Source organism: Acetobacterium sp. KB-1 (genome assembly GCF_003260995.1).
In the GTDB taxonomy this organism is placed as follows: domain Bacteria; phylum Bacillota; class Clostridia; order Eubacteriales; family Eubacteriaceae; genus Acetobacterium; species Acetobacterium carbinolicum.
The window spans coordinates 1601913-1626880 of sequence record NZ_CP030040.1; the positions used below are offsets into that span (position 1 = coordinate 1601913).

The window sequence follows — 24968 nt, forward strand, 5'->3', positions numbered from 1 at the left end:
AGATCATTTTTGTCTGAATCATTCAACAGATTTAAGTGATTATTCTTCTGTATTTTCTTCTGCTGTTTCTTCATTTTCTTCTGCTGTTTCTGCTGTTTCTGTATTTTCTTCTATAGTGACGGCTTTCGTGACAACTTCAGCTTCTGGTTCGACTGGTGGTGTAAACCCGACTGTTTGATTATTGTAAATTAATTTCTCAATTCCTTCACTGGGTCTGGCGATCACTTTGGTTGCCCAAACGCCCCGGCCTTTAGCACAAGCAGCCGTAGCCGCATCAACTGCCGCTTTAACAGCACCGATATCGCCTGCTACTTTAATGGTCGACATCCCGTCGCCCTTACACGCTTCGTAACCAATCAGTCTTACATTTGCTGACTTGACTGCCGCATCGGCCGCTTCAATCGCTGTGGCCAACCCAATAGCTTCTATTAGGCCAACGGCCTCTCTTCTATTCAAATTAACCCCTCCTTACGACAGTTCCGTATTATCAAGATTCTTAAAGGGCATTCTTTTCACCAGCCTGGCAGCGTTGCTTCCGATTGCTCGTAGCGTTGCCTCATCGCTGTAAGCTGGAATTTTAAAAATTGGATGATCCTCTTTTAATTTTATATAATGGAGTACCACTTCATTTTCCGTAATTCCAATTCCCACGCCAAGGTGGGATAGTTCCGCGCCTCGAAAAGCGAGTTCCACCGGATTGGTTTCTTCCAGTTCTTCGATAGAAAACGGAATGCCTTCTTCTTCGATTCCGTGTAATACTTCATCAACGACCTTTTGATACGTTATATTTTTGCCATGGACAACTTTTATTTCTGGTTTTGGAGCATCAAAATCCATTCGCATCTTTATTCACCCTCTTCGTAAGCAAGTACGAGACCAGTGGCTACTGCGTTACGTGGACCCTCAACCCCTCTAATATTGGCCCGTCCTGAAACAATGCTATACTTGGATAAGGCGTCCGTTACTAATTGCGGAATCTCAAAATCGAGGGCTGATCCGCCAACTAAGGTAACAAATTCAATATCCCGACAGTTTCCGGTCGGGCTGACACGTTCTAATGAACGAATCGCATTTACAACAAATACTTTTGTTTTCGCTTCTCGACGTATTGCTCGAATACGTTCTAGTGAATAATTACCCGGCATGGGTATCATTCCATTTGGTGTCAAAATGACAACCCGTGCAAAAGTTCTGGGATCAAGTGGCTTGTCAAAAAATTGAACGGTTCCATCTTCATGACGAATATGGAATAAACTTTCAACCTTAGCTAACGGATATTTTTTAATATCTTCCGCCAGAGCCATGTTGTCATATCCTAATTCAGATGCGATGAGCAGGGTGACCATGTTTCCGGCACCTGCTAAATGGATGGACTTAATTTCACCTGCCCTGTTAATAATCGCTGCGTCTGTCGATCCTGCGCCCATATCGATAATCGCTAAAGGCTTATTACTACCAGGTGTTGTTAACGCACCACGGATCGCCATATCGGCTTCAACTCCGCCCACTTCAACTTTTACACCCAGTTCAGCTTCCAATTCATGGGCAATCATATTCATCTGCAATTTATCAGCCTTAACCATGGCGGCAATACCAACGGCATTCTCCATGGAAAATTCTTCCGCAATCCCACCTTTGACTGTTTGAGGAACGAAAGTATCGACGGCTAATAAATCTTGAATTTTAATTGCACTTGGCAGTTGATCTGTCAGGTTTGACATGACCTGTCTCACCTTTTCAAGCATTCCACCGGCATTGGTGCCAGCTTCTCCTTTAATATCTTCTACCGGAGCTACAGAACGTATTGCTTCCATAATTTTTTCAGCACCATCATCCACATTAACCTGAGCTTTTTTGTTTGTGCCCTGAATAATGATTTGGCCAGCCGGGATTTTTCTTTCTTTGACATCCCCTGCCGGCGTTTTGATAACAACTGCTGAACGATTTCCGATGAGGGCTCGTGAAACAGGCACAACCTGTTTTGTCTCGTCGGATGTTAAATCAAATACGGTTGCAATACCGTATGGGTTTGATAGCTGTTCAACTACCGAACCTGGTGCGGCAACCTCAATGGCAGCACGCATGTTTCTTGGCACCTTATCAATCAGCGAAACTTCATCAACAATCGGAATTTTTTTGACAAGTCGGTTATTAATTAAAACGCCATCATCACGTTGGACAATGGCACCATTAATAAATATGCCGTTATTAACAGCATGGTTAATAATTCGAGAGGAATCATCAAAATCCACTTCTCTTGGAATAACAACGATAACTGACTCGCCTTTATCACAATCATTAACTTCTCTTATGTCTACGGTCACACCCACACCGATCCCCAATCCCCCTGGTGTCGAGGGATTGTGACCGATCATGGTTGATTCCGTAATAATTGTTTCCGTAATTGTTTCCATCGCTACATCCCCAATAACGGGAGCAGCTTCATTGATCCGGATTAAATCAACATTTTCTACGGTTAAACCAGCTTTTTCAAGGGCTTGTTTGAGAGAGGCGAAAACTCCATGAATATTTTGACGGGTTCCCTTCATCCCAGTGGTATCAACAATACCGCTACAAAGAAATTCAGGCTTTCCATCTACATATCGGGCAAGAGCTGTTTCAGTACTTGCGTTTCCAATATCTATTCCTGCAATAATCATATGTTAGTCCTCCCAACACTTCCTATTTATGCTAATTCTATAAGAATTCTTTTGATCGTTTTCGGTTATAGTATACTTCAGCAGCTTCAGCTACTAAAGAAGCGGAAATTGGAGCATTGAACTGGTTTTTAAGTTCAGCAGCAATCGCCAGTAATTCTTCTTTAGTCGATTTGTATGGACGCAGGGCATTGTAGATTTCTAATAAACGAGCATCTGGAACAGCAATTAGTTCAGCCGCTCTTCTTAGATTTCTGGCAAATGCATCACGTTTTACAGATTCAGCAACCTGAGCTTGAAGTTCAAGGGTTTCTGGTCTGATTCGTAAATCTTCTGGTGTTAATTCCCCAGCTAATAATTTATCTAAGGTTAATTCTTTGTAAGCTTTACCAGTAGCGGATTTAATCAACTCTGGTCTTTTATCACCGATAGGGTAATCAGCTTTTGAAACAGTTCCGCAAGATTCTGTAGCAGGAGCTGCAGCGGTACTCATAGAACTCATAACTTGTTTAACGATTTGTTCCAACATTTGTTCTTGTGTCATTCTGGTCACCTCCACTTATACAAACGAAACTTGTTGTTCGACGGCTTTTTTACCGGCTTCAACATGTTCAGTTTCTTTAATATGTAATAGGGCCGCTTTCGCCTGGTAAGCTGGACGAGCCATCTGGTCGTTTCTTACTGGAACGGGTGCTGGGCTTTCGCCTTTAGCATATTTAGCAGCATTTTTCCCGATCGCTCTGAACGTATCTAAATCGATCAATGGCGCTTGGGAGAATAATTCTAAGTTACTTAACTGTGGTAAATCTTTTTGGTGAATGAGGCAGGTACCTTTTGACTGTAAGCCAATGCCGATACCTGATCCAGAAAGTTTAGCAGCGGTATGACCGCACACAGCAACGTCAGAACTTCGGTAAATTTTGATAACTCGAGCTTTTAAGCCTTCTTCTTCAATCCCAGCGATAATTTCTTTAAGAACCTTATCATGTGGAATACCGATGATCGTTTCATGTTGAGACTCAGCAAAAGCTGGTGCTAAACCGATTATTACTTCATCACTCGCCATTCCTTGTTTTGCTTCTCCGACTGGAGACAGTTTAACAGCGCCGGCAGCAGTAGCTGCTGGTGCAGAAGCTGGTGCAGAAGCTGGCGCAGCGCCAGTCATTTCTTTTAAGACATCTTCAATAATGCTTTTTAACATTTGTTCGTTTATAGCCATTTTATTACACCCCTTCCTATATGCTTGCTGGGTCAACAGCCCATGGAATATCTTGGATTTGTGCCCATCTTTCGTCACTGATTACATAACCAGTTTTTACTCCATGATAGGTATTTGGATAGTTAACTGCTGAAATACATTCCCATGTAGAGCTTAATTTAGAAGCAGTGTGTAAGTAGTCACCAGCACATTTCTGTAATTGAATGTTAAAGATCGATTCAGCAACATCTCTCATGCCGCCTCGGTCTAAAGCTTTAATAAAGTCAACCGCTGTTGCGCCACGACCCATTAAATCTTCAACAGATTTTAAGTCAGCGACAACATCACGGTCAGGCATGTCTTGTGATCCACGAGCATAAGTTGCAGCTTCAACTTCAGCATCAGTGATTTCGGTCAAGCCTAATTCTCTGAATAAGATCTGCATTGCGCGAGCGCCTTTAGCACGAGCAGCAACAACGGTATCTTCATCAGCAGGTTGTAAACCGGCATCGATTTTTAAGTCACGTTGGATTACATTCCAATCATCATAATCATCGGCATCCCAGTTAGAGCCTGCAAACATATTATCATAGTTAGGTGTAGCAGAGTAACCAGAACAGATGTAATCAGTTCCTGGTACCATTTGCATTAATGAACGCGCAACGCGTCGTAAGTCAGAGTGAGTAAAGGTCTGGTCATTAGAAGAAGCACACTCTAAATCGAGGCATGCTGCTAATAAGTTTTCAGCCAATACTTCGCGGATACCGCCCGGTACACCAGCTGGAACACCGATACAAGAAACTGAACCATTCTGGCTTCCTTGTACGCCGGCACCCTTAGTGATATATAAGCATCGCGCTTCAAGATAAAGCATTGATTTACCTTCAGCATAACCCATTTGTACTTCTGATCCAGAACCAGATGTAAAACGCATTTTCAAACCACGGGAAGCGTAGCTTGATGCTAAGAAAGCTTTAGAGTATGGAGTATCATCGCCATCCATGAAAACGGGTTCGGTACCATATACCGAAATCGTTTCAGCGTAAGCGGTGTAACCTTTCATACCAAGATCAAGTTCGGTCGCTTCTTCAACCGCACATTGTGTTAAGATACCGGGACGACCAACATTTGCGCCGACCATGATAGCAAGAGCATTAAATGGTGCATAACGACCGATACCGACGGTTGTTTCCATTTCATCAAATCCACGGATAGCAGCTTCTGCAGCATCAGCAGCGATTTGAACCATGTTATCTTTTACGTTGGTAACGTGACATTGGTTAGAAGGCATTAGACGAGCTCGCATTTTACTTTGAGCCATCATCATTTCCAACACGGTCATGTGACCAAGAACTTCGGTAATTTTAGCAGGCGTGATTGATGTTGTAATATCAACAACAACGTCTCTCGGCACATTAATATCAACAAGCATATTAGCAATTTTTAAAGAATCCATCGCCATATATTCTTGGGCTTTTTCTAAACGAATAGCATAGTTCGCGATGAATGTATCAAGCATATCAAACTCAGCTCGTTTTTTTCCATCTAATTCAACAACCACACCATTTTCAACCACCAGGCTCGGTGTTGGATCTTGAGGGCTGTTCATTGCAATGAGACCTACTTCTGGCCATTCTTTAACAAAACCATCCTTTTTGACTGGACGAGCTGCTAAAGCTTCAAATCTTTTTGACTTCATAGTCATTATTCCTCCTTCTTTCTTAGAAAACTAACAACAGCTGCTTAAATATAAGGTGTTGTTACAGGTGGGCAAGGACCGCCAAGAGCTTCTAAAGCTTGTTTACCAACTTCTCTAGCTGCGTATACGGCTTGACGAACTGCGCCAGCGTCTCCAGAAATGAAGATCATTGATTCATTCGAGAATTTAGTACCACCATTATCAGGTGAAGCATAACCACAAAGTTCTACGTTAGCAGCTTTCAAAGCAGCATCAGACATTAATACGCCGATACCAGCTGGAGCACCAACAATGATTGCGAAAGCTTTTCCAATTGGAGCGCCTAATACCATATTACAAGCAAAACTTGCTCGAGCTGTGTATTGGAATTCCAAATGACCTGCAGCGTTTGCATATACATCTCCGAAGGTTCTGTTTAGGTCGTTAAGGGCAACTTCAACAGCACGTTTTGCATCAGATACATCTTCTGCACCAAAGATAATTAAAGAACCATGACCTGCGCCACCTTCAGTATCTCTTGCGAATTCACAAGAAACAACTTCGCAATTAGTCGCTTTGACAGCTTCATCAGCAGCAAATACCTGTGGACCAGCACCAGTTCTAGCAGAAAGAATACCGATAGATCTGTATTTAGGATCAATTTTCATTGCTTCGTGTAAAGTTCTGTCCACGTTTGCAATAACAAAACCAATTGTGTTACCAACAGCGGTTCCTACAAATTCGGTCAATCCGCATACACCTGTGGCAGCGGCAACTGAGCCAGTTTCTTCAACTTCACTCATTTTTTTCATAACTTCTTCCATCAACTTGTTCATTAAATCATCTTTCATTAATTTACACCTCCGTAATTATTAAATATTATAGACTTGGTAAAATTTTCTCCACATCACCGTGTGGTCTTGGGATTACGTGTACAGAAACAACCTGTCCTACTTTGTCAGCAGCCGCAGCACCTGCATCAACTGCAGCCTTAACAGCTCCAACATCACCACGAACCATAACAGTTACTAATCCAGAACCGATTTTTTCGTAGCCTACTAATGATACATTTGCTGATTTTACCATTGCATCAGCTGCTTCAATTACTGCAACCAGTCCTTTAGTTTCAATCATGCCTAAAGCTTCGTTTGTCATAAGCTCTATCCTCCTTAATTTCAAGATTTTGTTACTGAACTACCTCTATTTTAATTCAAAGTCTATGATAATTACTTGTGCTATTCTTATAAAATTATTCTAAGTTTCTCAAAATCGCTCTGAAAACCTTTTACTATCGCTGTTTTTTGTATCTGTACACAAAAACATAGTGCAATATTTTGTCGAATCCCTGCACTTTAAAGCCAGCCTTGCTTATTCTTTCACTAAAAAGAACAGGTCAACCATCAGGTTTTCCTGTTCTTCGTTTTTGCTGTTTTACTCAATTTTTATTCAAGAAACTTCTCGATGCTTTTCTGAATATTTTTCTTCATTGGAATGCGTATTTCCCGAATGATTTTCTTCCTCTAAAGCAATACTACGGCGCTCTTTCCGATACTCTGTCGGTGTCATCCCGGTGCTCTTTTTAAAAACCTTACTGAAATAGTTCGGTTCATGGTAAGAAAGATCCAGGGCAATATTGATAATCGGAACATCGGTATTTGCCAGCATATCTTTCGCAATTTCGATTTTTCGTTCCGTTAGGTAGGTTACGAAATTAACGCCTGTTTCCTTTTTAAAGATCTTGCTTAAATAATAGGAACTCATATTTGCATACTCGCCGACCTGATCGAGAGAAATGTCTTTATAACAGTTTCGGTCAATATAGTTTAAAATATCTTCGATATTATTCTTTCGCGTTTCTTTATTATCCAGCATCCGGTCAAAAACCTTGTCGATGGTTTTCATGATCTCAATTTTTAGATCGTAGCGGTTCTTGTAGCCGCTGACAAATTGCATGTTATTGCTTGAACAGAGCGGACTATTCAGCTCATAGCCGCACATATCCTGAGTGACAATATTAAGTTCTTCCATAAAGTGTTTAATTTCTGACTGGACCGACATAATATCATAGGTATGATAATCATAAATCATATCCAGATAGTTGATCAGTGCTGTTCTGGCATCGCTGTATTTTTTCTGAATAATTGCAAAAATGACTTCATTCATTTTTTCATCAAATCGTTCTTTCGCATTATTCTTTAAAGAAGCAATACTCTGATTGATCGAATCCATGAGTTGCTGGGGACGGATCGGTTTTAACAGAAAATCATCCACCCGGGCTTTAATGGCTTGATGGGCAAAATCAAATTCATTGAATGCCGTAATTAAAATGACTTTTTTTTCATGATCTTCTTTTTTGATCATTTTTAAAACATCAATTCCGTTTATCTCTGGAATATTAATATCCAGCAGGATAATATCCGGATTTAATCGACGGATTTCTTCAATGGCTACCAATCCCGAAGATGCTTCGCCCACAACTTCAATATTTTCCCCATGCTGACTGAGAATGAGCTTAATCGCTTCAATCTCTAAATGCTCGTCTTCTACAATAAACAGTTTATACATGATTATAATCCCCTCCCAGCTAGAGATTTACGGGGTATTTTAATCGTAATTTCAGTGCCCTTTTCAAGCTCACTTTTTATTTCAACCCCATAATCAACGCCGTAGTAATACATAAGCCGCTTGTTTGCGTTATTAATTCCAATTCCGGTATTCTTTTCCCGTCCGTCCGCTTCATAGGTACCATCCAAAATTTTATGGATGCGATCATCAGGAATACCCTTGCCGTCATCGACAATTTTGAGAATGGCAATTTCTTTTAGAATATCAGCGGTTATTCTGACTTCACCACCTCTTGCATTCGGTTCAATGGCATGAATAATGGCATTTTCGACAAAAGGCTTGATGGTCATAAACGGACATAAGATATCTTCAGCCATCTCATCCACTTCCACCAGATAATTTAATCGATTGCCCAGACGCATCTTCTGGATCGATAAATAATTTTGCACATGTTCCATTTCTTCTTTTAGCGTTACCACATTGTTCTTTTCTTTTTTCAGGGTGTAACGCATCATATCCGAAAACGCATAAATCATTTCCTGAGTTTTATCTGCCCCTTCCAAAAGTGCCAACCGGCCAATGGTATTTAAAACATTAAACAGAAAGTGTGGATTAATTTGAGCCTGTAAAGCTTTTAAATCAGCTTCTTTTAACGAAGCCTCGACTTCACTTCGCAGTTTAACCTCTTCCATTAATTCCAGGTTCTTATTATGCAATTCCTCCTGAATAATATGAATCATCTGTTTTTCTACCAGATAATTGGCAATGGTATAAAGCAAATCTGCTGCCGATCTTACCTGTGTTAATGTTGTTTTTAGTGTTTTGTCATATAGATCCATTATTTCAGGATTCTTTGAAAAATCGGTCAGTTCATGACTTGTCCCAAAAGGCAACCGTTTCATTTCTTCTTCATCTATTTTTACCTGGCCGGCCATAATAGCGCCAAGATAATTACCTTTGACCATGATCGGAACGGCAAGGTCGACCAATCCCCCATGACAAATGTAAATCGATGGTTTCCCAGATCGGGCTGACTCAATCCCGCCGTGGGCATCTGACTGAAAGCAACAATCCCGATTGCTACTTTCTTTTCTGACGCAGGTACAGTATTCTGAAAAATTACTGTATTCCGTAATCGGATTGCCTTTGTAATCAACAGTAACCGCAGCAAGCCCAGTGGCATCTGAAAAAGAATCCTGAATTCTTTGCAGTACCTCTACGTCAATAATGTCAGTAATCTTTAGTAAGACTCTCATATAACAACCCCTTTAGTCAATAATCCCATAATTCTCATTTGTTTCGATTCCCATTTGAGTAATATTATAACACAAACAGGAAATTTTTGGCATTTTTTTTACCACTTTATATTATTTTGCTTTGCATCAGTATTATATTGCTGCGAATTTTTAAGTTTATTGGTGTTTTAGATAAATCAGGTATTTTCTTGACTGCGACAATTTGAACAATTCCGAATTTTATCGGTTACCTGTAAGAAATCCGATTTTTTGTATTCTCAACCAAATAATCAGTACTTTTCCAATCATTTTATCTCAATTTTTTTAAAAAACCGAGAATTTGTCTGAACTTTTTAAAAAAACACTTGCAAAAAAAAGACACCTCAATTATACTGTAAAAGTGTCCTGAAAGCAGTATCATCTGGGGGTGTGGCGAAGTTGGGATCGCGTCTGACTGGCAGTCAGAAGGCCAGGGGTTCGAGTCCCCTCATCTCCACCAATAAGAATTGAGCAAGAGAGCCGATGAGGTTCTCTTTTTTTTATGTCCCAGGGGCAGAAGAGGTCAAAAAACCTCTACCTTGGGGACAATTTGGAGACCGTTACAAGAAAAACTAAAGCTCAATCACAAAACGTTATTGAGCTTTACGGGCTTTTGTGACTAGAATATGATCCAGTGCATCGCTTGCTTTTGCATCGGCCGAATTAATCACATGGGCATAACGTGCCGGTTATGGATAAATTAGAATGTCCCAGCCATGAAGATACCGTTTTGAGATCCACACCACTGGCAATCAGTATCGAAGCGTTTGTATGCCGCAGTGAATGCAGATGCACTGGCTTTAGCCCATGCCTGTCTGTGAATTTCTTCAAATAACCGCCGATGGTGTCCAGGCTCATGGGTTCCCCGTTCCACCGGGTAAAAATAAAATCATGATCTTGCCACCGATCCCCCACCTTAAGGCGCTCTTCCACTTGCCAGACCTTATAGGCCTTAAATAAATCAAAGACGAAATCAGGCAGCTTAATACTTCTTCTGGATTTAAATGTTTTGGTTTCCCCTTCAAACAGCCCCACACCGGCAATGTATTTTAAAGCCCTCTTCACTGTGATAATCTTATCATCGAAATCAATGTCCGACCATTTCAGGCCGCCGATCTCCCCACGCCGTAAACCACTGAATATTAGAAGATTAAGAGCCAGCTTATATTTTATGGGTTCCAATCCCTATCTTAATTTTTTATATTTTTTTATAACAACGTACCGGCGGTCAACTTTCTTATAACACGCAGGTCGCATGCGTGACCCCCCTCCCTTGAAATAATAGTTCTGGATTTATCAGTCATTGAATAGGGTTACCTCTTCCAACTATGCGGATTGTGGAAAAGTTTTTTGCCACCAAATTAGGCGATTACTTTATCTGAAAAATCAGAAAAAGACTTTTGCTCAAAAATATTCAAAAGTACCAGGGTAATTGGCTCCCGAAAAAACGTGAACCAATCTTGCTTTCCAATTGTGGCAAGGAACACCGGCGCGATTTTACGCCGATCTTGCCAGTCCTTTACTTTCAAGGAAATCAATGAATTCATCCAAAAATTGGTCATGATCCACATTATCAGGCAGTTCAACAACGCCGTTAAGTTCTATGTATCGACTCATTTATTGGCGCTTTCTTTTCTTTTGGAACGATGGCCAGTGTATAACCCAATGGATCAAGCAGTTTAAACAGGGTGTCAATCTTCGGGATCGATTTGAGATTCTCAAGGCGTGCAATGGCCGGTTGCTTTAGACCTGTTAGATCAGCAAGCTTTTGTTGAGAAAAACCGCTCGCTTCACGTGCTTCAATTAGTTTACCAATAAGGGCTACCTCAAATTCGACCTCTGCCCTTTCTGAATCGCTCATAAAATCAGGGTCATTATAAAGGTCGCTGAACTCTGTAAATTCTTCATTGCCTATTTTAATACTCATTTTTAACACATCCTTTCATTAAAATCTTTCATGTTTTTTATTGCTTTGTCAATTTCTTTCTGCGGGGTTTTCTGCGTTTTCTTATGGAAATAGTGTAGCAAAACAAAAGTATTATCTTTCCAGTAAAAGAAAAATATCCGGTCTGCTAAAGGTCTTAGCTCCCAGATGTCACCATCAATGTGCTTAACGGTTGGGTTACCAATCCGGGTACCATATTCTTGTAATGATCGCATATAGGTAGTGATTTTTGTAAATTTGATACGATCTTGCTTACTGGTGCTGGATTTGGCCTTTAAACTGGTGAGATATTCCCTTACAGGCTCATTGCCTTTTAAATCTTTATAAAATATTACTTTAAACATATCAACCTCTTTATTTGATTAAATTATAACATATTTGTTATAATATGGCAATCTGTTTTAATTTTTTCCATTATCTCACAAAATAGAAGAGGTTCTAAGAACCGCATAAATAGGATGTATGTGAATTATTTCCATTAATTCCATAAGTTTATAACATTTACAACATATATAACAGGGGTTACAAATTAATTTGCGACATTTACGACACGATCCAGAAAATTAAAAAGAAGAGGTCTTTGATTGAACCTCTTCTTACAGGCCTATAAAGATGTGCTGGATTTTCAGCCGATCTATTGGGGGTCTTGCTCCTCTTCCAGGTGGTCTTTATTTATGCCTCCAGGAACTGATTTTGGATAATAACACGTGGAGGTATTGAAATGGATTTTGTAAAGGAATATGACAGGATAATGGCAGAACAGGTGGAAATTGCTTTAGCAACCTGTATTGATGGAGCACCAAATGTTAGAATTGTAAATTTTTGTTGCCAGGATGATTCGAAGGGGATTATCTATTTTTCTACCTTTGGCGATAATCAAAAGGTTGGTGAATTAGTTAAGAATACATCTATCGCATTTACAACAATCCCCCATGAGGGGAATGCCCATGTGCGGGTCAAACATGGACGGGTCAAAAAAAGTAGCCGTACTCTTTACGACTTGAGTGCGGAATTCATTAAAAAAGTACCCGATTATGCAATAACGATTGAACAAGTCGGTGAACATCTCGTATTGTATAAAATCGAATTTCACGAGGCAGATACGACAGTTGACTTGGAGAATATCGGCCATATTCTTCTTTAAGACCACCGGGGTGAGGGACTCTCCGATAAAAATGATATTGTTGTGCTGAGTTTTTTTCTAAGAGTCTCTTCAAACACTATTCTATTCGTTCTGAGTCCTTCAATCACTAAGAACAATAAATTCATATTTATACCAACACTATTGAGTCTGCCTTACGTATTGCCTGGTTTCTGGGCTGGCTTTTCGATTATTTCAAAATTTCTCCAAAATCTCAAAGGACAGCATCAGATGGAGTCTCGTTTGATAATCTGCTAAATCCAAACCGGAGATTTCGGTAATTCGTTTGAGCTGATACAAAAAAGTTCCTCTCTGAAGATATAAGACTCGAATCGTTTTTGCAATATTCATATTATTTTCCAGATAAACCTTCAAAACCTCGCAATAATTCCGGCTTCGCTTCAGATCATATTCACGCAACCATAAAAGACCAGGAATACAGAGCACCTCTGGATGATAACCTTCCGATGCCCGATCAATCAAAAAACGCAGCGCATAATTCTCATAGCGATAGCACCAAAGGGTTTCATCATAAACACTGCCCATTTGATACGCAATTTTTGCCTGTTGATAATAGAAGCCCAGTTTAGAGAACTCATGAAAAACTTCACTGACGCCCGCTTTGATAATCCCTTCCCGAATAAAATACGCTAGGTTTCCGAGGTGTTGATTTCTGGTTTTAGATGATCGGGTCAAATTAATCAACAACACAATGGCGTTTTCGAATTGGATAACGCAACTCTCCTTAATATTAGTAGAAAGTTGAAACGATAGAGCATTGGCAGTCAGAACAGATTTTTCATAACTTGAAATGGGTAATTGGCAGCAGAAAAATGAGTCTTTGCCAGACCAGTGATAGTAGTCCAAATATTTATGCAATAACTTGACTTCAACCTCACGATTTGATAATAGTTCAAATAAAAGGTGATCAAAGTTTTGAGGATGATTGTTATATTGCTCATTATCATGATGACGCAAACATAATTCACTATAAAAAGAGAGTGTTCGGATCAGGAAAAGATCACTTTTTTTAATCGGTTGATCCGTTTCGCTAATACAGATCCGAGCCACATAGATATCTTGAATACGAAGATTATCAAGCAGAATCCGATATCCAAAGGCATCTTTAGGAAAAATGGTGGGCTCATAGGATTTGATGGTTTCTATAAACTCAGAGTCGATTTTTAGCGCGTTGACTTCATCAATACTCATGTATTTTTCAGTGTCCGACGTATTAAAGAGCATGAGCTGATCCGGTTTTTCTTTTTCGGCATAGCAAACGAGCCTTAAATCCGAAGTATAGACGGAAATCGGATTCTCGAAAACACAAAGACTAGCCTCACATAATGCTTTAATGCTTTTCTTCTGATAAAAGATGGATTGAAGGGTCTCTTCCCATTGGGCAAATTTTTGAAAAATCATTTCAATCGCATTAAAGAGACCGTTCAGTGAAGTGTCCGAATTTAAATAAAGAAGGTTAACCGTGTTTTTTAAGTAAGCTTCTGGAGGTTTGCCAATACAGACAATGTTATAATGAGCCTCCACACTCTGCGGTTCTGGAAGATCGCTGGCATATGATAAATACAGTTGATCCGTTTTCAAATCCATACCAGAGTAAAATAGCAAAACTCCTTTTAAGCTCCCTTTCATGATCGGATCAGCAAACTGGGATTCAAATGAAAATCCCTTTAAATGATCTGCAATCACATATAAATTTAATTTCATGCTCCAACTCCTTAAAAATTGTTTCACAATTTATATATTATATATAAATTATTATCTTAATTCTATATAGTTTGAAGAATTACGAAACCCTGATATTTATGATAAAATCCCTTTATACACAACATCAGACACGTGATTCCTTATTATTTTAGCACTATTTACTAAATTGTCAAAATTCATATCAATGGTCCTAAATTACATGTATCAAAAATCTATACTTTGTGTATGAAAAAAATGTTATTGGAGGAAACGATGAAAAAATTCAAGTTCAACGAAGCAGAATTGGTTACCGATTCGGTCTGTGAGCAGGTTGTTCAGGCATACGGATATGGTTTTTTAGATTACCCGGTGCCCAAATTCAATGCGCCCATTACCCCTCGGGAAAATGTTCTGCGAATGTATGCAGGAAAAAGGCCCTTTTGGACACCTAATCTCAACTGTGATTTTAACTTCATTCAGCCAGAAGTAATGCCCGATGCAAAAGCCAGAAACAAAGGCGGCCTTGATTGGTTTGGGATTGAGTGGAAATATGAAGAATTGTCTGGTGCCGCCATGGTTAAGCCAGGAACCAGGCGTTTATCCGATATTTGCAACTGGAAAGAAGAACTGATCTGGCCAGATTTAGATGCTATTGACTGGGCGGCCGATTATGAAGCGAACTTCAAACCTTATGTTGATCCAGATAAAGCATCGCTTTTTGTAATCGTTAACGGATGTTTTGAACGATTGGCTGATTTAACAAGCTTTGAAGATACCTTTTGTTATTTGCTGGAAGAACCGGAAGAAGTTGTTGCTCTTTTCGACAAATTTACTGATTTTCATATAAAGTTGATGAGCATTGCAAAAAAATACTATCATGCCGACATCATCACCTATCATGATGATATGGGAACACAGATAAATTCCTTTATGTCTGAAAAAACCTTTCGAGATGTGATTGCTCCCCACTCAAAAAAACTGGTGGATGCCGCACATAAAATGGGATTATATGTGAATTATCATTCCTGCGGCCATGTAGAAAACCTATTAGATGCATACATTGACTGTGGATTTGATTCCTGGGAAGGCCAGGATACGGCTAATAATATCACTGCGGTCGTTGACCGATATCAAGGAAAAATTGGAACCTTCAGTGCCTTTGATGTGGGTCAGGATGAAGAAATTATGCGTGAAATACTATCAAAACGGATCACAGAGCAGGGAAAATTTGGTAAATTTATTGCCTGGCCATTTTCTGAGGATTTGGATATTGAAAAAAAATCAAATGAAGAACTTTATCGTATTTCAAGACAATATTTTGAGAAAGAGGTAAACTAAATGAATATTTCATTGTCAAAATCCAGAACGTTCTTATTTTTGCTGGCGATATTTTTAACAAACGTCTGTACCATGGCCGATTTTGCAATTATTCCGGCTGTCGGTGGCTTGTTTGAAACATTTGACAACGTCACACTCGTAACATTAATTGTCACTGGTCCATCACTACTTGGAGTATTCTTTTGTATTCTAGGTGGACGCTTAGCCGACAAGTACAATAAAAAAGCACTGTTAGTCTTTGGTTTTGGTATGTTTACAGTGTCATCAATTCTTGGCGCCACCTTTGATAATGTCTGGTATGTTCTGATTCTTAGAATGATCTCAGGTGGTATTTCTTGGGGATTTACAAGCTCAGCATCTCTTGCAATTGTAGCCGAAGTTTATCTTGATGAAAATAAAAGAGGTACCGTTATGGGATGGTACAATTCTGCCATGGCTGCGATTGGAGCGATTTTAAGTTTTATCGCCGGTTTACTGGCCGTGACATCATGGCAAAATGCTTATAGCACCTATTGGGTTGCCGCCCCGATTTTAGTTCTGGTCATTTTATTTGTTCCGAATCTTGCTAAAGCAGAAAAGCTGATTGCTGTTAATGTAAGTGATGGAAACATCGGAAGTATTGAAACAAATGTTGCCGTTGATAAAACCTGGGTTAAAAAATTTGTTCCACTTCTGGCTGCTTTCTTTTCACTCGGCATCGTTTATTACATTATTGTCTATCAAATTGCTTTGTATGTTGCCGCAACGGGTATTGGGAATGAAGCAATCTCAGGAACATTGGGCTCACTAGGAACAATTGGCTCGGGCGTTATCGGTCTTATGTTTGGCTTGATTTTCGGGAAGCTGCATCGTGCAACAATCATCCCTACCTACATTATCTTTGCCGTTGGATTCTTTGCCCTGTTTATCTCAACTAGCTTTATTGTTACCGCGATTTGCTGTACACTTCTTGGTGCCGCCTGGGGAAATGCCTATTCGTTCTATTATGTTCGGGCAACAATCATTGTTCCGCCAAGCTTTGTCGCTACCGCAATCGGTGCGGTGAGTGCCGCCAGTGGTATCGCAGTTTTTCTTTCGAATTTTGTAGCAAACTATTTAAAAGGTCTTCTCGGCACGGATATCGTCGGTATTTTACCGGTCTTAGCGGGAATTTCTTCGGTCGGAGCAGTGTTATCGATTTTGTTAACCGTTAAAAATAGAAAAGAAGCTGTTGAAATGCAATACTAAAATCACTGATAATCAAAGCCATCCCAATTTTTAACTACGGAAACTGAGATGGCTCTCACATGGCGTCGTTAAAAAAAGCAAGTATACGATCTATGACTTAAGCTCAGAATTCATTAAAAAAGTACCCGATTATGCAATAATGATTGAACAAGTCGGTGAACATCTCATATTGTATGAAATCGAATTTCACGATGCAGATGTAACGGTTGACTTGGAGAATATCGGCCATATTCTTCTTTAACGAATAAACATCGCGCAATTAACACGCAAATTTATAAGTTCAATGCTTCACCCCAGCAATCCACCAGTTTTTCCAAAGAATAGCTGGCATTGGCGGGACTGGTGGATGGTAGCTTGACAATAGCCTTCTTAGTCGCCTCAAAACAGTATCGGTTGTATAATTCATAAGCTTTGCCGCCGTTGGCAAAAATAGTTTTGATGTCAGTCTTATTTAATAGTAACCCCATATCATTGGGCACCACATTTTTAATGGAGCTGTCACTTGAGCCAATGATATCGCAGGAATAAATCACATCCCAGACAGCAATTTGGTTTTCTAGCAGCAGGGTCTTTTGATCTTCAATGGTGTCAGGGGTTGACCAGCCCACCAGAGCACTGATCACTTTCCAGAATCTATTTTGGGGGTGCTGGTAGTAAAAATCCCTTGCTCGGGACTTTACCGACGGAAATGTCCCAAGGATCAGGATTTTTGATTTTTTATCATAGACTGGTTCAAAAGTATGGGTTATTGGCATTTTTTCTCCCTCTTCATCTCTTATAACATCATCAAGACCGCATCATAAAACTCCCGTGAATTTGTTGCAGATTCACGGGAGTTTTTATGCTTAAATTCGGATTGCCTGCGCCTCGGTCCATTGGGAAATGGTCTGATCCGGCGAATACTGATACAGATTGACGGTTTCAATGGCTGAACTGCCTTTGGGCGGTGTAATCACCACAAAGGTCCGAGTCGGGTAACCCTGAGCATTATCAATCCAGGTGCCGCTGTTGGCATAAATGTTTTTTTGATGGTCGCGGTTGGTCATGGGGATAACATCGGCCACATGGGTATGGCCGAACACCACAATCCGTTTAGACGAGTCTAAATCAAAAAACTGAGTTTGAGCCTGAAAATCGGTAAAGGCAGGGACTGCTGCCTGGGTAATCGCATCTCTGACAGGGATTTTTGCCTTTATTCCATTGATGGTCTGACGCTCCTCCCAGGTATCCTGAATGTTGTGATAAAGCACGCCGCTAATCACTCCTGTTTCTTTATCTTGTTGAGGAATACAGTCATTAATGGAATAATTTTCTGTAAATCCATCAATATTAGTTTTTAACACCTTGTCCTCAAAGCTTTCTTTGACTGGCAACACCGATAAAATCGCTTTCCAGGTTTCATAGTACAAATAGGCATTAAATTGACTGGGGTCTTCTTTGTTGGGAATCATTTCCGGGAAGACATTGTCTGACTGGGGATGGCCCTCAACTACACAGGTGGTGGCAATACGGGTAAAGAAATAACCCGGCGGCAAAATAGTGGTATTATCGTTTGTGATCGCTCGGTTTGAAAGCGGGTCAGGGGTACAGAAAAAATTGTACTTGTGGCCATGCTCAATAACAATTTCTGAATTGGAACCGGTAACGTAGGTACCTAGACCCTGGAGTTCTGCTCGGGCCTGACTGATGCCCGGAAAGATTCGAGCCACATCGGCCTCAGTCAGCAATAAATCATGGTTCCCAGGAACATAGGTCACCTTGATTTCGCCGGCTTTGATAATGGCATTAAAGCCGTCAACGATGGCCTGGTTGTTGGCCGCCACCTGATCAAAGAAAGCTGCTTTGGAATCCGGCATCTGATAATCCATCGGTAAAAACCATTCGTCCAGTAAGTCGCCGCCGATGACCAGTTCTTTGACATTAGGCGAATTTTTGACCTGGCCCAAGAAATCCACCAGCGCCTGTTTATTTTTTTCCAGCTCGGCAAAGGCTGAATCAACACCCAGATGAAAATCGCTGGCAATAATAATTTGGGTTCGTTCTTCGTTTAACTCCGGGTTGCCGGATAAATCAAAATCAATATTGGTGACGAAATAGCCGACATAATCGCACCCCAGCGATGCTTTGGTCTTAGAACCCAGGGTGCTTTTTATCACCAGCTGATACTCTTCCCCCTGGGCAAAACGGGTAATATCTTTATTATTAATTCGGATGGTTTGGGGATCATTGAGATCGATTTTTACCGCACAGATTTCTTCCACCGGATTTCCGGTGCTATCGATGCGATACAGCTTCACCGCATCAGCGATGGTAGATGGATCCAGTTCATCGCTAAATTTAAGCAAAATGGTTTGAATCTTGTCATTTACCGGTGGGTTATCTATCTCGTCTGACATTAACACATTGGACTCGATGGTCATCTCTTTTACACCATCCGAAATTGCTGTGTAGGCGCCCAAAATAGAATTGGCGATCTTTAAACACGCCAGGCTGAAATACTTTGTGGTTTTCATAATCATAACTCCTCTATAAATTTATTGTGGATTTGATTTTGACGAAACTGATCAATCATATGATTCTTTTGAAAAATTGTCAGAACTAACCCAAGGGCTCCACCGACTACTTCTATAAAGATAAATTAAACTGACAATTGCTCAGTGTACGGGCGAGAGTCTAGACCCCTTGACCATCACGGATCGACCTCTTGTTATAATACCTAATGCAACTTATATCGCTATTTCCACATCATTTTTGCTTGCGCTTCTGCGCTTCTGCCATAATATTCTTAAGCGTCAGCAATAAAGGATTGCTCTTGGTATTACTGAGGGCATCCTTAGAGTAGGTCAGCCCGGTCATCGAGTTGGCTTCACAGATGTAATAAGTGTCGTTTTCACCAAAGAGAAAATCGATACTGCCAAAGTAGATATCCAGCACAGCGGCAGCTCGTTCTGCGATGTTAATCACCTCAGCCGGTGGGGTAATAAATTGCAGATCACCGCCCTGAGAAAGGTTGGATTTAAAGTTGTCGCCATTGTCGCGGATATAGGCGGTTGAGAATTTTCCACCGCTTAGCATAATCCGCATATCCCGCCCTTTTGAGGCGGCGATACACTCCTGAATCAGGATGTGATCATCAAAATTCATGGCCGCATAAAGATCCAGAATGTTTTCCAGTTCTTTTTCGGTCTTAATCAGAACCACGCCTTTGCCCTTGCTGCCGTGCATCACCTTAACCACACAGGGTAATCCCAGCTCACTGGCAATAAAGGACGGCTTTGTTTTCGGGGTCATCAGCACCGTTTTAGGGAATAAAAAGCCCTGCTCAGCGGCGCCCAGTTTTTGAAAGGTTAACAGCTTGTCAGCGGTATTGTTCAGACTTTCAGAGCTATTGACACAAAGTACATTAAGGGATTCCAGCATTTTGACAACAGCCTTGCTATGATAGTTATTGCCGCCGAAAAAGGCTGACAGCGAAAAGTCCGGCACCTCTACCGCTTCGCCGCCGATGAAACAATGCAGACTGTCGCCCGGTTCGCACATCACCTGAACCTCACTGACATCCACGGTTCTGATATTGACCCCCATCTTTTCAATCAGCGCAATAATCGTCTGGATCGACGGTTCCGCCAGCGTTTCATGATTAACCAATAACCAACCTAGCATGTTTTTTCACCTTCTCGCAAGCGTTTTTTCCAGAGCGGTTCCGGTCTGTTTTTTACCTGCTTCATTAAATCCGCAAACATCACTTTGATGTCAAAGGCCACTCCCGGCATGGCATTGGCTTCACATAAATAGAAGGTATCATTTTCGCCAAAGAGAAAATCGACGCTGCCCATATTGATTTTAAGCAGCTGGGCAACCCTTTCAGCGGCCTCAATCACCGCAGCCGGTGGAGTATATTCGACGATATGACCGCCCTTGGCGAGATTGGAACGAAAGCTCTGTTCATTCTGACGGATAAATGATTTGACAAACTTACCGTTGGCCAAAATCATCCGTAGATCGCGACCGGAGGAGGCTTTGATACACTCCTGAATAATAATTTCATCGCCGATTTCGCTGGCGGTACTCATACTGATCAGGTTATCCAGTTCTTTTTCATTGTTAACCAGCACCACCCCTTTGCCCTTACTGCCATGCATGACCTTCATCACCACGGGATAATCAAACAGTTTACTGACAAAGGATGCTTCAGTATATTCCGTAACCAGCAGGGTTTTAGGAAAACAAACCGCTTCAATGGACTCGGCCACCAACTGAAAGGTCAGCAGCTTATCATCGACATTTTTGATCGCATCATACGAATTGATGCAGAGTACGCCCAATGATTCCAGCATTCGCAATGCTGCCGAGGTATGGTAGTTTTTTTCAGTAAAGAAGGCTGCCACCACATAATCCGGTACCGCCATGATTTCGTCCCCGACATAAAGTTTTCCGTCAAAGTCATGGTCACAGACCACATGGATCTGTAGCGGATCAACCACCGTTAGGTCAACATGTAACTCTTCCACCACCTTCATAATTTTCACAATTGAAGGATCTTCCATTTTTCCGGGATTTCTTAATAACCAACCTTTCATTCTAACCTCCTAATTTTATCTATCTACGTTAAATTTAAGTCTCTTGCAAATTGAACTGGCAATTGTGCAGTGTGCGGGCAAAGGTCTGACCCCTTGATCATCACGGATCGCCCCTTGTTAAATATGTAATTCCACTTATCTATCAGAAATTTTAATTATCTGATGCACTTAAATATAAATTGGCGTATAAACCACCCATCTTCATCAGTTCGGTATGACTGCCGACCTCTTTAATATCGCCTTCTTTCATAAAAATAATCTTATCGGCGTTTTTGATCGTAAAGAGCCGATGGGCGATGATAAAGGTGGTTCGTCCCTTCATCATCGCTTCCATGGCCTGGGTGATCAAAATTTCTGTTCGGGTATCCACTGACGAGGTCGCCTCATCCAGAATTAATACCTTGGGATCAGCAATAATCGTTCGGGCAATGGCCAGAAGCTGGCATTCCCCCTCGGATAGGGTGGTAAAATCACCGCCGATTCGGGTCTCATAGCCCAGCGGCAGTTTTCTAATAAATTCGTCACACTGCGCTTTTTTTGCCGCCGCGATAACATCGTCCCGGGTTGCCCCGCTTTTGCCATAAGCAATATTTTCTTCAATGGTACCATCAAACAGCCAGGTATCCTGGAGCACCATGCCAAAAGCACTGCGCAGGTTCGGCCGAGTAAGAGCCTTAACATTGAGACCTTCTAACAAAATACTGCCCTGATTAATCTCATAAAAACGCATCAACAAATTAACCAGGGTGGTCTTACCAGCACCACTGGGGCCCACTACTGCGAGAATTTCGCCAGGCTCTGCTGTTAGCGAAACATCATGAAAGAGAATCCGCTCGGGAACATAGCCAAACGCGACATTTTTAAATTCAATTTGACCTTTTGCAGTGGCTACATCAAGAACTTCGGTACTTCGATCTAGCTGTTCCTCTTCCCGATCCAGAAATTCAAAGATCCGCTCAGCAGCCGCTGCACCGGCCTGAATAAAGTTCAAATTATTAGAGATGAGAGCCGTGGGGCTGGCAATATTATTGGCATAGATCAGAAAAGCCTGAATTGTCCCAATGGTCATCGTTCCAGTAATAACAAAAATACCGCCTACCACACAGATACCAATGTAGGCCAGGTTATTGATTAGCTTCATTAAGGGTGAACTCAATCCCGAATAAAACCGGGAACTCAGGTAAGATTTAAAGAACCGCTGATTGATCGCATCAAATTTTTCGGCTGACTTTGCTTCATGATTAAACGATTTGACAATTAAATGACCATCATAGACCTCTTCAATCAGCCCATTCAAAGCACCCAGTTCTTTTTGCTGTCGTCTGAAAAGGACCTGGGTTTTTTTGGTAATCAGTTTCATGACAAAATAAGAAAGTGGAATCGCCACAAAGAAGATCAGACTCAACGACACATTCAGCACCAGCATCATCACAATAATTCCGATAATACTGGTTGCCTGAACCAGTATCTGGGTCAGATTGCTTTGCAGTGCACTCGAAAGTGTCGTCGCATCATTGGTGACCCGGGAAAGCAAATCCCCCCGTTCACTCTGATCCAAGACATTGAGCGTCAGTTTATTCAGTTTTTCCTGAATATCGGCCCGTAATCGCTTAATCGCCAATTGCGACAAATAGGTAGTGCGCATGGTGGCATAATAGGCAAACCCGGCGCTTAAGATATAAAGCGCCGCCAGGATGATTAGCTGCTGCCCGATATATAAAAAATCAATATCGGTATTTTTAGCAATACTATCGGCGATGCTATCGGTGATATCCTTGGTCACCACCGGTGCGAAAATTGCAAAGATGGTACTGGCAATCAGTGCGACCGTCACAAAAAAGATAACATGTTTTTTATCCTTTAAATAATGACTCAGCCGCTTACCAATAGCACCAAAGCTGTATTTTCTTTTTTTGGTTTTCACAGTGATTCCTCCTTCCCATCGCTATAGGATTGGGATTTCAGAATTTCCTGATAAACCCGGCAATCGCGGATCAGGTCCTCATGTTTACCCTGACCGACAATGGCGCCATTATCCAGCACCAGAATCTGATCGGCGTGTTTAATGGTGCTGATCCGTTGGGCGACAATTAACACCGTTTTATCACCAAATTTTTCGCGTATGGCTTTGCGAACCAAAGAATCAGTTTTAAAATCCAACGCCGAAAAGCAATCATCAAAGATCGTGATCGGGGCTTTCTTAACTGCCGCTCGGGCGATACTAAGGCGCTGTCGCTGCCCTCCGGAGAGATCCTTGCCGCCCTGAGAAATCGTGCTGGCCACTTGGCCTTCCCGTTCGTTGATAAAGTCAAGCGCCTGAGCAATCGATAAGGCTTCGATAACCTCTGCCTCGGTGGCCTGATCCTTGCCGACCCGGATGTTTTCCAACACGGTTCCACTAAAAAGCACCGATTCCTGGGGCGCATAGGCAATAATGCTTCTCAGATCATGCTGGGTTAAGTCCCTAATATCGACCCCATCAATTACAATGGCACCCGAACTAACCTCATAAAGCCGCATAATCAAATTGACCAGCGTGGTTTTACCCGAACCGGTAGCGCCGACGATTGCGGTTATTTTTCCTGGTTCAGCAACAAAATCGAGTCGCTCCAGAACATTTATTTCAGCACCGCTATAGCCAAAAGAAACCGCTCTAAATTCAATGCGTCCCGCAATGTTCTCAAGAATCACCGGATTTTCTTTATCCTGAATGGAAAAGTCGCAATCCAATACCTCTTTAACCCGTGACGCCGAAACAGCCGCCTGGGGATAAGCCATAAGCAAAGCCGAAACCAGACCCAGAGCAGACATAAACATTAAAACGTATTGAATAAATACCATCAAACCACCCAATGTAACAATTTGCTGCTGAACCTCCTGGGCTCCTAGCCATAAAATGATCACCATCGTCAGGTTCATCATCAGTTGCATCAGCGGGGCAAAGAAAGCGACTGCATAGTTTGCTTTAACAGCCGCTTGCATACCTTCCTGGTTGGCCTGACCAAATTTCTCGGTTTCATAATCCTGACGGTTAAACGCTCGGATCGTCCGGACTCCGGTGAGTTTTTCTTTCATCAAAAGATTTAGCCGATCGACTTTCTGCTGCATCAGCTTAAATAAGGGCATACTTCGGGCCGTAGTTAGCCCAATAATAATCGTCGTGATCAGAAACGATCCCAATAGCAACAGTGTCAGAGTAATATTTTCGCGAAAAGCCATCACCAGAGCGCCAACACCGGTAATTGGAACCAGTAGTAATGACCGTAACCCATTGATGACAACGATTTGCATCTGGGTCGCATCGGTGGTGGAGCGGGTCAGCAGAGTAGCTGCGCCAAATTGATTGAAGTCGGTCTGGGAAAAATCCTTGACCTTGTCAAACACATCCGCCCGAATTCGACTGGTAAAGGACGCGGTGACATAGGCTGAATAATAACTTGATGCCACCATACAGACCGCCGCCACCAATGAAACCGCCAGCATCATTGCGCCGCTTTTTAGAATATAAGGCGTGTCCCCCTGAGCCACCCCATTTTCAATAATATCCCCCATCATTGTAGGCAGATAAAGTTGCGCCGCCGCCTGGCTGAGCACAAACACAAAGACCAGAATCATCTGGAGCCGGTAATCTTTTAAATACCGTAACAGTAAACTGACCATC

The 24968-nt window shown here is 41.5% G+C and carries 24 protein-coding genes and 1 tRNA gene; 5 read left to right on the forward strand and 20 right to left on the reverse strand.

All coding sequences use genetic code 11. The features are described 5' to 3' along the window. Positions 1-39 precede the first annotated feature (39 nt). From DOZ58_RS19160 to DOZ58_RS07400, 10 genes are all read right to left on the reverse strand, one after another. Positions 40-456: a BMC domain-containing protein gene (locus DOZ58_RS19160; RefSeq protein ID WP_111887720.1), complete on the reverse strand. Its 417-nt coding sequence runs from the start codon at positions 454-456 to the stop codon at positions 40-42. Between the two features lie 12 nt (positions 457-468). Then, complete coding sequence (locus tag DOZ58_RS07360) at positions 469-843, reverse strand: glycerol dehydratase reactivase beta/small subunit family protein (RefSeq protein WP_111887721.1); 375 nt, start codon at positions 841-843, stop codon at positions 469-471. Between the two features lie 2 nt (positions 844-845). Beyond that, on the reverse strand, positions 846-2660 hold the full coding sequence (locus tag DOZ58_RS07365; protein WP_111887722.1) for a diol dehydratase reactivase subunit alpha: 1815 nt from the start codon (positions 2658-2660) through the stop codon (positions 846-848). 37 nt (positions 2661-2697) lie between these two features. Then, complete coding sequence (locus DOZ58_RS07370) at positions 2698-3201, reverse strand: diol dehydratase small subunit (RefSeq protein WP_111887723.1); 504 nt, start codon at positions 3199-3201, stop codon at positions 2698-2700. Between the two features lie 15 nt (positions 3202-3216). After that, positions 3217-3876 carry a propanediol/glycerol family dehydratase medium subunit gene (locus DOZ58_RS07375; protein WP_111887724.1) on the reverse strand — a complete coding sequence of 220 codons (660 nt, stop codon included), beginning with the start codon at positions 3874-3876 and terminating at the stop codon, positions 3217-3219. 16 nt (positions 3877-3892) lie between these two features. Beyond that, positions 3893-5554 (reverse strand): propanediol/glycerol family dehydratase large subunit, encoded by a 1662-nt coding sequence (locus DOZ58_RS07380; protein WP_111889705.1) that lies wholly within the window; start codon positions 5552-5554, stop codon positions 3893-3895. Between the two features lie 44 nt (positions 5555-5598). Then, positions 5599-6384 carry a propanediol utilization microcompartment protein PduB gene (gene pduB, locus DOZ58_RS07385; RefSeq protein ID WP_111887725.1) on the reverse strand — a complete coding sequence of 262 codons (786 nt, stop codon included), beginning with the start codon at positions 6382-6384 and terminating at the stop codon, positions 5599-5601. A gap of 28 nt (positions 6385-6412) precedes the next feature. Beyond that, the gene (gene eutM / locus DOZ58_RS07390) at positions 6413-6688 is read right to left on the reverse strand and encodes an ethanolamine utilization microcompartment protein EutM (protein ID WP_070371827.1); all 276 of its coding nucleotides are present in this window, start codon (positions 6686-6688) and stop codon (positions 6413-6415) included. A 291-nt stretch (positions 6689-6979) separates the two neighbouring features. Next, positions 6980-8098 (reverse strand): response regulator, encoded by a 1119-nt coding sequence (locus tag DOZ58_RS07395; protein ID WP_111887726.1) that lies wholly within the window; start codon positions 8096-8098, stop codon positions 6980-6982. A gap of 2 nt (positions 8099-8100) precedes the next feature. Beyond that, a complete protein-coding gene (locus DOZ58_RS07400) occupies positions 8101-9354 on the reverse strand; it encodes a PocR ligand-binding domain-containing protein (RefSeq protein ID WP_111887727.1) in 1254 nt (417 codons plus the stop codon). A 402-nt stretch (positions 9355-9756) separates the two neighbouring features. Here DOZ58_RS07400 and DOZ58_RS07405 point away from each other — a divergent pair. Further along, positions 9757-9832 (forward strand) — tRNA-Ala (locus tag DOZ58_RS07405). 203 nt (positions 9833-10035) lie between these two features. On the opposite strand, the gene DOZ58_RS07410 is transcribed toward DOZ58_RS07405, so the two are convergent. The 3 genes from DOZ58_RS07410 to DOZ58_RS07425 form a co-directional block, all read right to left on the reverse strand. Beyond that, on the reverse strand, positions 10036-10554 hold the full coding sequence (locus DOZ58_RS07410) for a site-specific integrase (protein ID WP_111887728.1): 519 nt from the start codon (positions 10552-10554) through the stop codon (positions 10036-10038). A gap of 412 nt (positions 10555-10966) precedes the next feature. Beyond that, the gene (locus DOZ58_RS07420; RefSeq protein ID WP_111887730.1) at positions 10967-11299 is read right to left on the reverse strand and encodes a helix-turn-helix domain-containing protein; all 333 of its coding nucleotides are present in this window, start codon (positions 11297-11299) and stop codon (positions 10967-10969) included. Positions 11300-11301: 2 nt separating this feature from the next. Further along, positions 11302-11661 (reverse strand): type II toxin-antitoxin system RelE/ParE family toxin, encoded by a 360-nt coding sequence (locus DOZ58_RS07425; protein ID WP_111887731.1) that lies wholly within the window; start codon positions 11659-11661, stop codon positions 11302-11304. A gap of 377 nt (positions 11662-12038) precedes the next feature. Here DOZ58_RS07425 and DOZ58_RS07430 point away from each other — a divergent pair, with 377 nt between their 5' ends. Further along, positions 12039-12461: a pyridoxamine 5'-phosphate oxidase family protein gene (locus DOZ58_RS07430; protein ID WP_111887732.1), complete on the forward strand. Its 423-nt coding sequence runs from the start codon at positions 12039-12041 to the stop codon at positions 12459-12461. 192 nt (positions 12462-12653) lie between these two features. Here the strand turns inward: DOZ58_RS07430 and DOZ58_RS07435 are convergent, their stop codons facing one another. Then, positions 12654-14183 carry a CdaR family transcriptional regulator gene (locus DOZ58_RS07435; protein WP_111887733.1) on the reverse strand — a complete coding sequence of 510 codons (1530 nt, stop codon included), beginning with the start codon at positions 14181-14183 and terminating at the stop codon, positions 12654-12656. A gap of 252 nt (positions 14184-14435) precedes the next feature. Between DOZ58_RS07435 and DOZ58_RS07440 the strand changes: the two genes are divergently transcribed. From DOZ58_RS07440 to DOZ58_RS19255, 3 genes are read left to right on the forward strand one after another with little or no spacing between them, the layout of a single operon-like run. After that, the gene (locus tag DOZ58_RS07440) at positions 14436-15500 is read left to right on the forward strand and encodes a uroporphyrinogen decarboxylase family protein (RefSeq protein ID WP_162624464.1); all 1065 of its coding nucleotides are present in this window, start codon (positions 14436-14438) and stop codon (positions 15498-15500) included. Then, positions 15501-16727, forward strand: coding sequence for an MFS transporter (locus tag DOZ58_RS07445; protein ID WP_111887735.1), 1227 nt, complete (start codon positions 15501-15503; stop codon positions 16725-16727). A gap of 43 nt (positions 16728-16770) precedes the next feature. After that, complete coding sequence (locus DOZ58_RS19255) at positions 16771-16968, forward strand: hypothetical protein (RefSeq protein ID WP_371414206.1); 198 nt, start codon at positions 16771-16773, stop codon at positions 16966-16968. Positions 16969-16999: 31 nt separating this feature from the next. Here DOZ58_RS19255 and DOZ58_RS07450 read toward each other — a convergent pair whose 3' ends face one another. The 6 genes from DOZ58_RS07450 to DOZ58_RS07475 all read right to left on the reverse strand — a co-directional run bounded on the left by DOZ58_RS07450 (position 17000) and on the right by DOZ58_RS07475 (position 24967). Beyond that, positions 17000-17482 (reverse strand): DNA-deoxyinosine glycosylase, encoded by a 483-nt coding sequence (locus DOZ58_RS07450; protein WP_111887736.1) that lies wholly within the window; start codon positions 17480-17482, stop codon positions 17000-17002. Between the two features lie 90 nt (positions 17483-17572). After that, the gene (locus DOZ58_RS07455; protein WP_162624465.1) at positions 17573-19240 is read right to left on the reverse strand and encodes a metallophosphoesterase; all 1668 of its coding nucleotides are present in this window, start codon (positions 19238-19240) and stop codon (positions 17573-17575) included. Between the two features lie 232 nt (positions 19241-19472). Then, a complete protein-coding gene (locus DOZ58_RS07460; protein ID WP_111887738.1) occupies positions 19473-20390 on the reverse strand; it encodes a RimK family alpha-L-glutamate ligase in 918 nt (305 codons plus the stop codon). After that, on the reverse strand, positions 20384-21307 hold the full coding sequence (locus DOZ58_RS07465; RefSeq protein ID WP_111887739.1) for a RimK family alpha-L-glutamate ligase: 924 nt from the start codon (positions 21305-21307) through the stop codon (positions 20384-20386). Before DOZ58_RS07465 ends, DOZ58_RS07460 begins: the two co-directional genes overlap by 7 nt. A 151-nt stretch (positions 21308-21458) precedes the next feature. Beyond that, entirely contained in the window at positions 21459-23231 is a 1773-nt protein-coding gene (locus DOZ58_RS07470; RefSeq protein ID WP_111887740.1) for an ABC transporter ATP-binding protein, read from the reverse strand. After that, positions 23228-24967 (reverse strand): ABC transporter ATP-binding protein, encoded by a 1740-nt coding sequence (locus DOZ58_RS07475; protein WP_111887741.1) that lies wholly within the window; start codon positions 24965-24967, stop codon positions 23228-23230. Before DOZ58_RS07475 ends, DOZ58_RS07470 begins: the two co-directional genes overlap by 4 nt. Between the last annotated feature and the right edge of the window lies 1 nt (position 24968).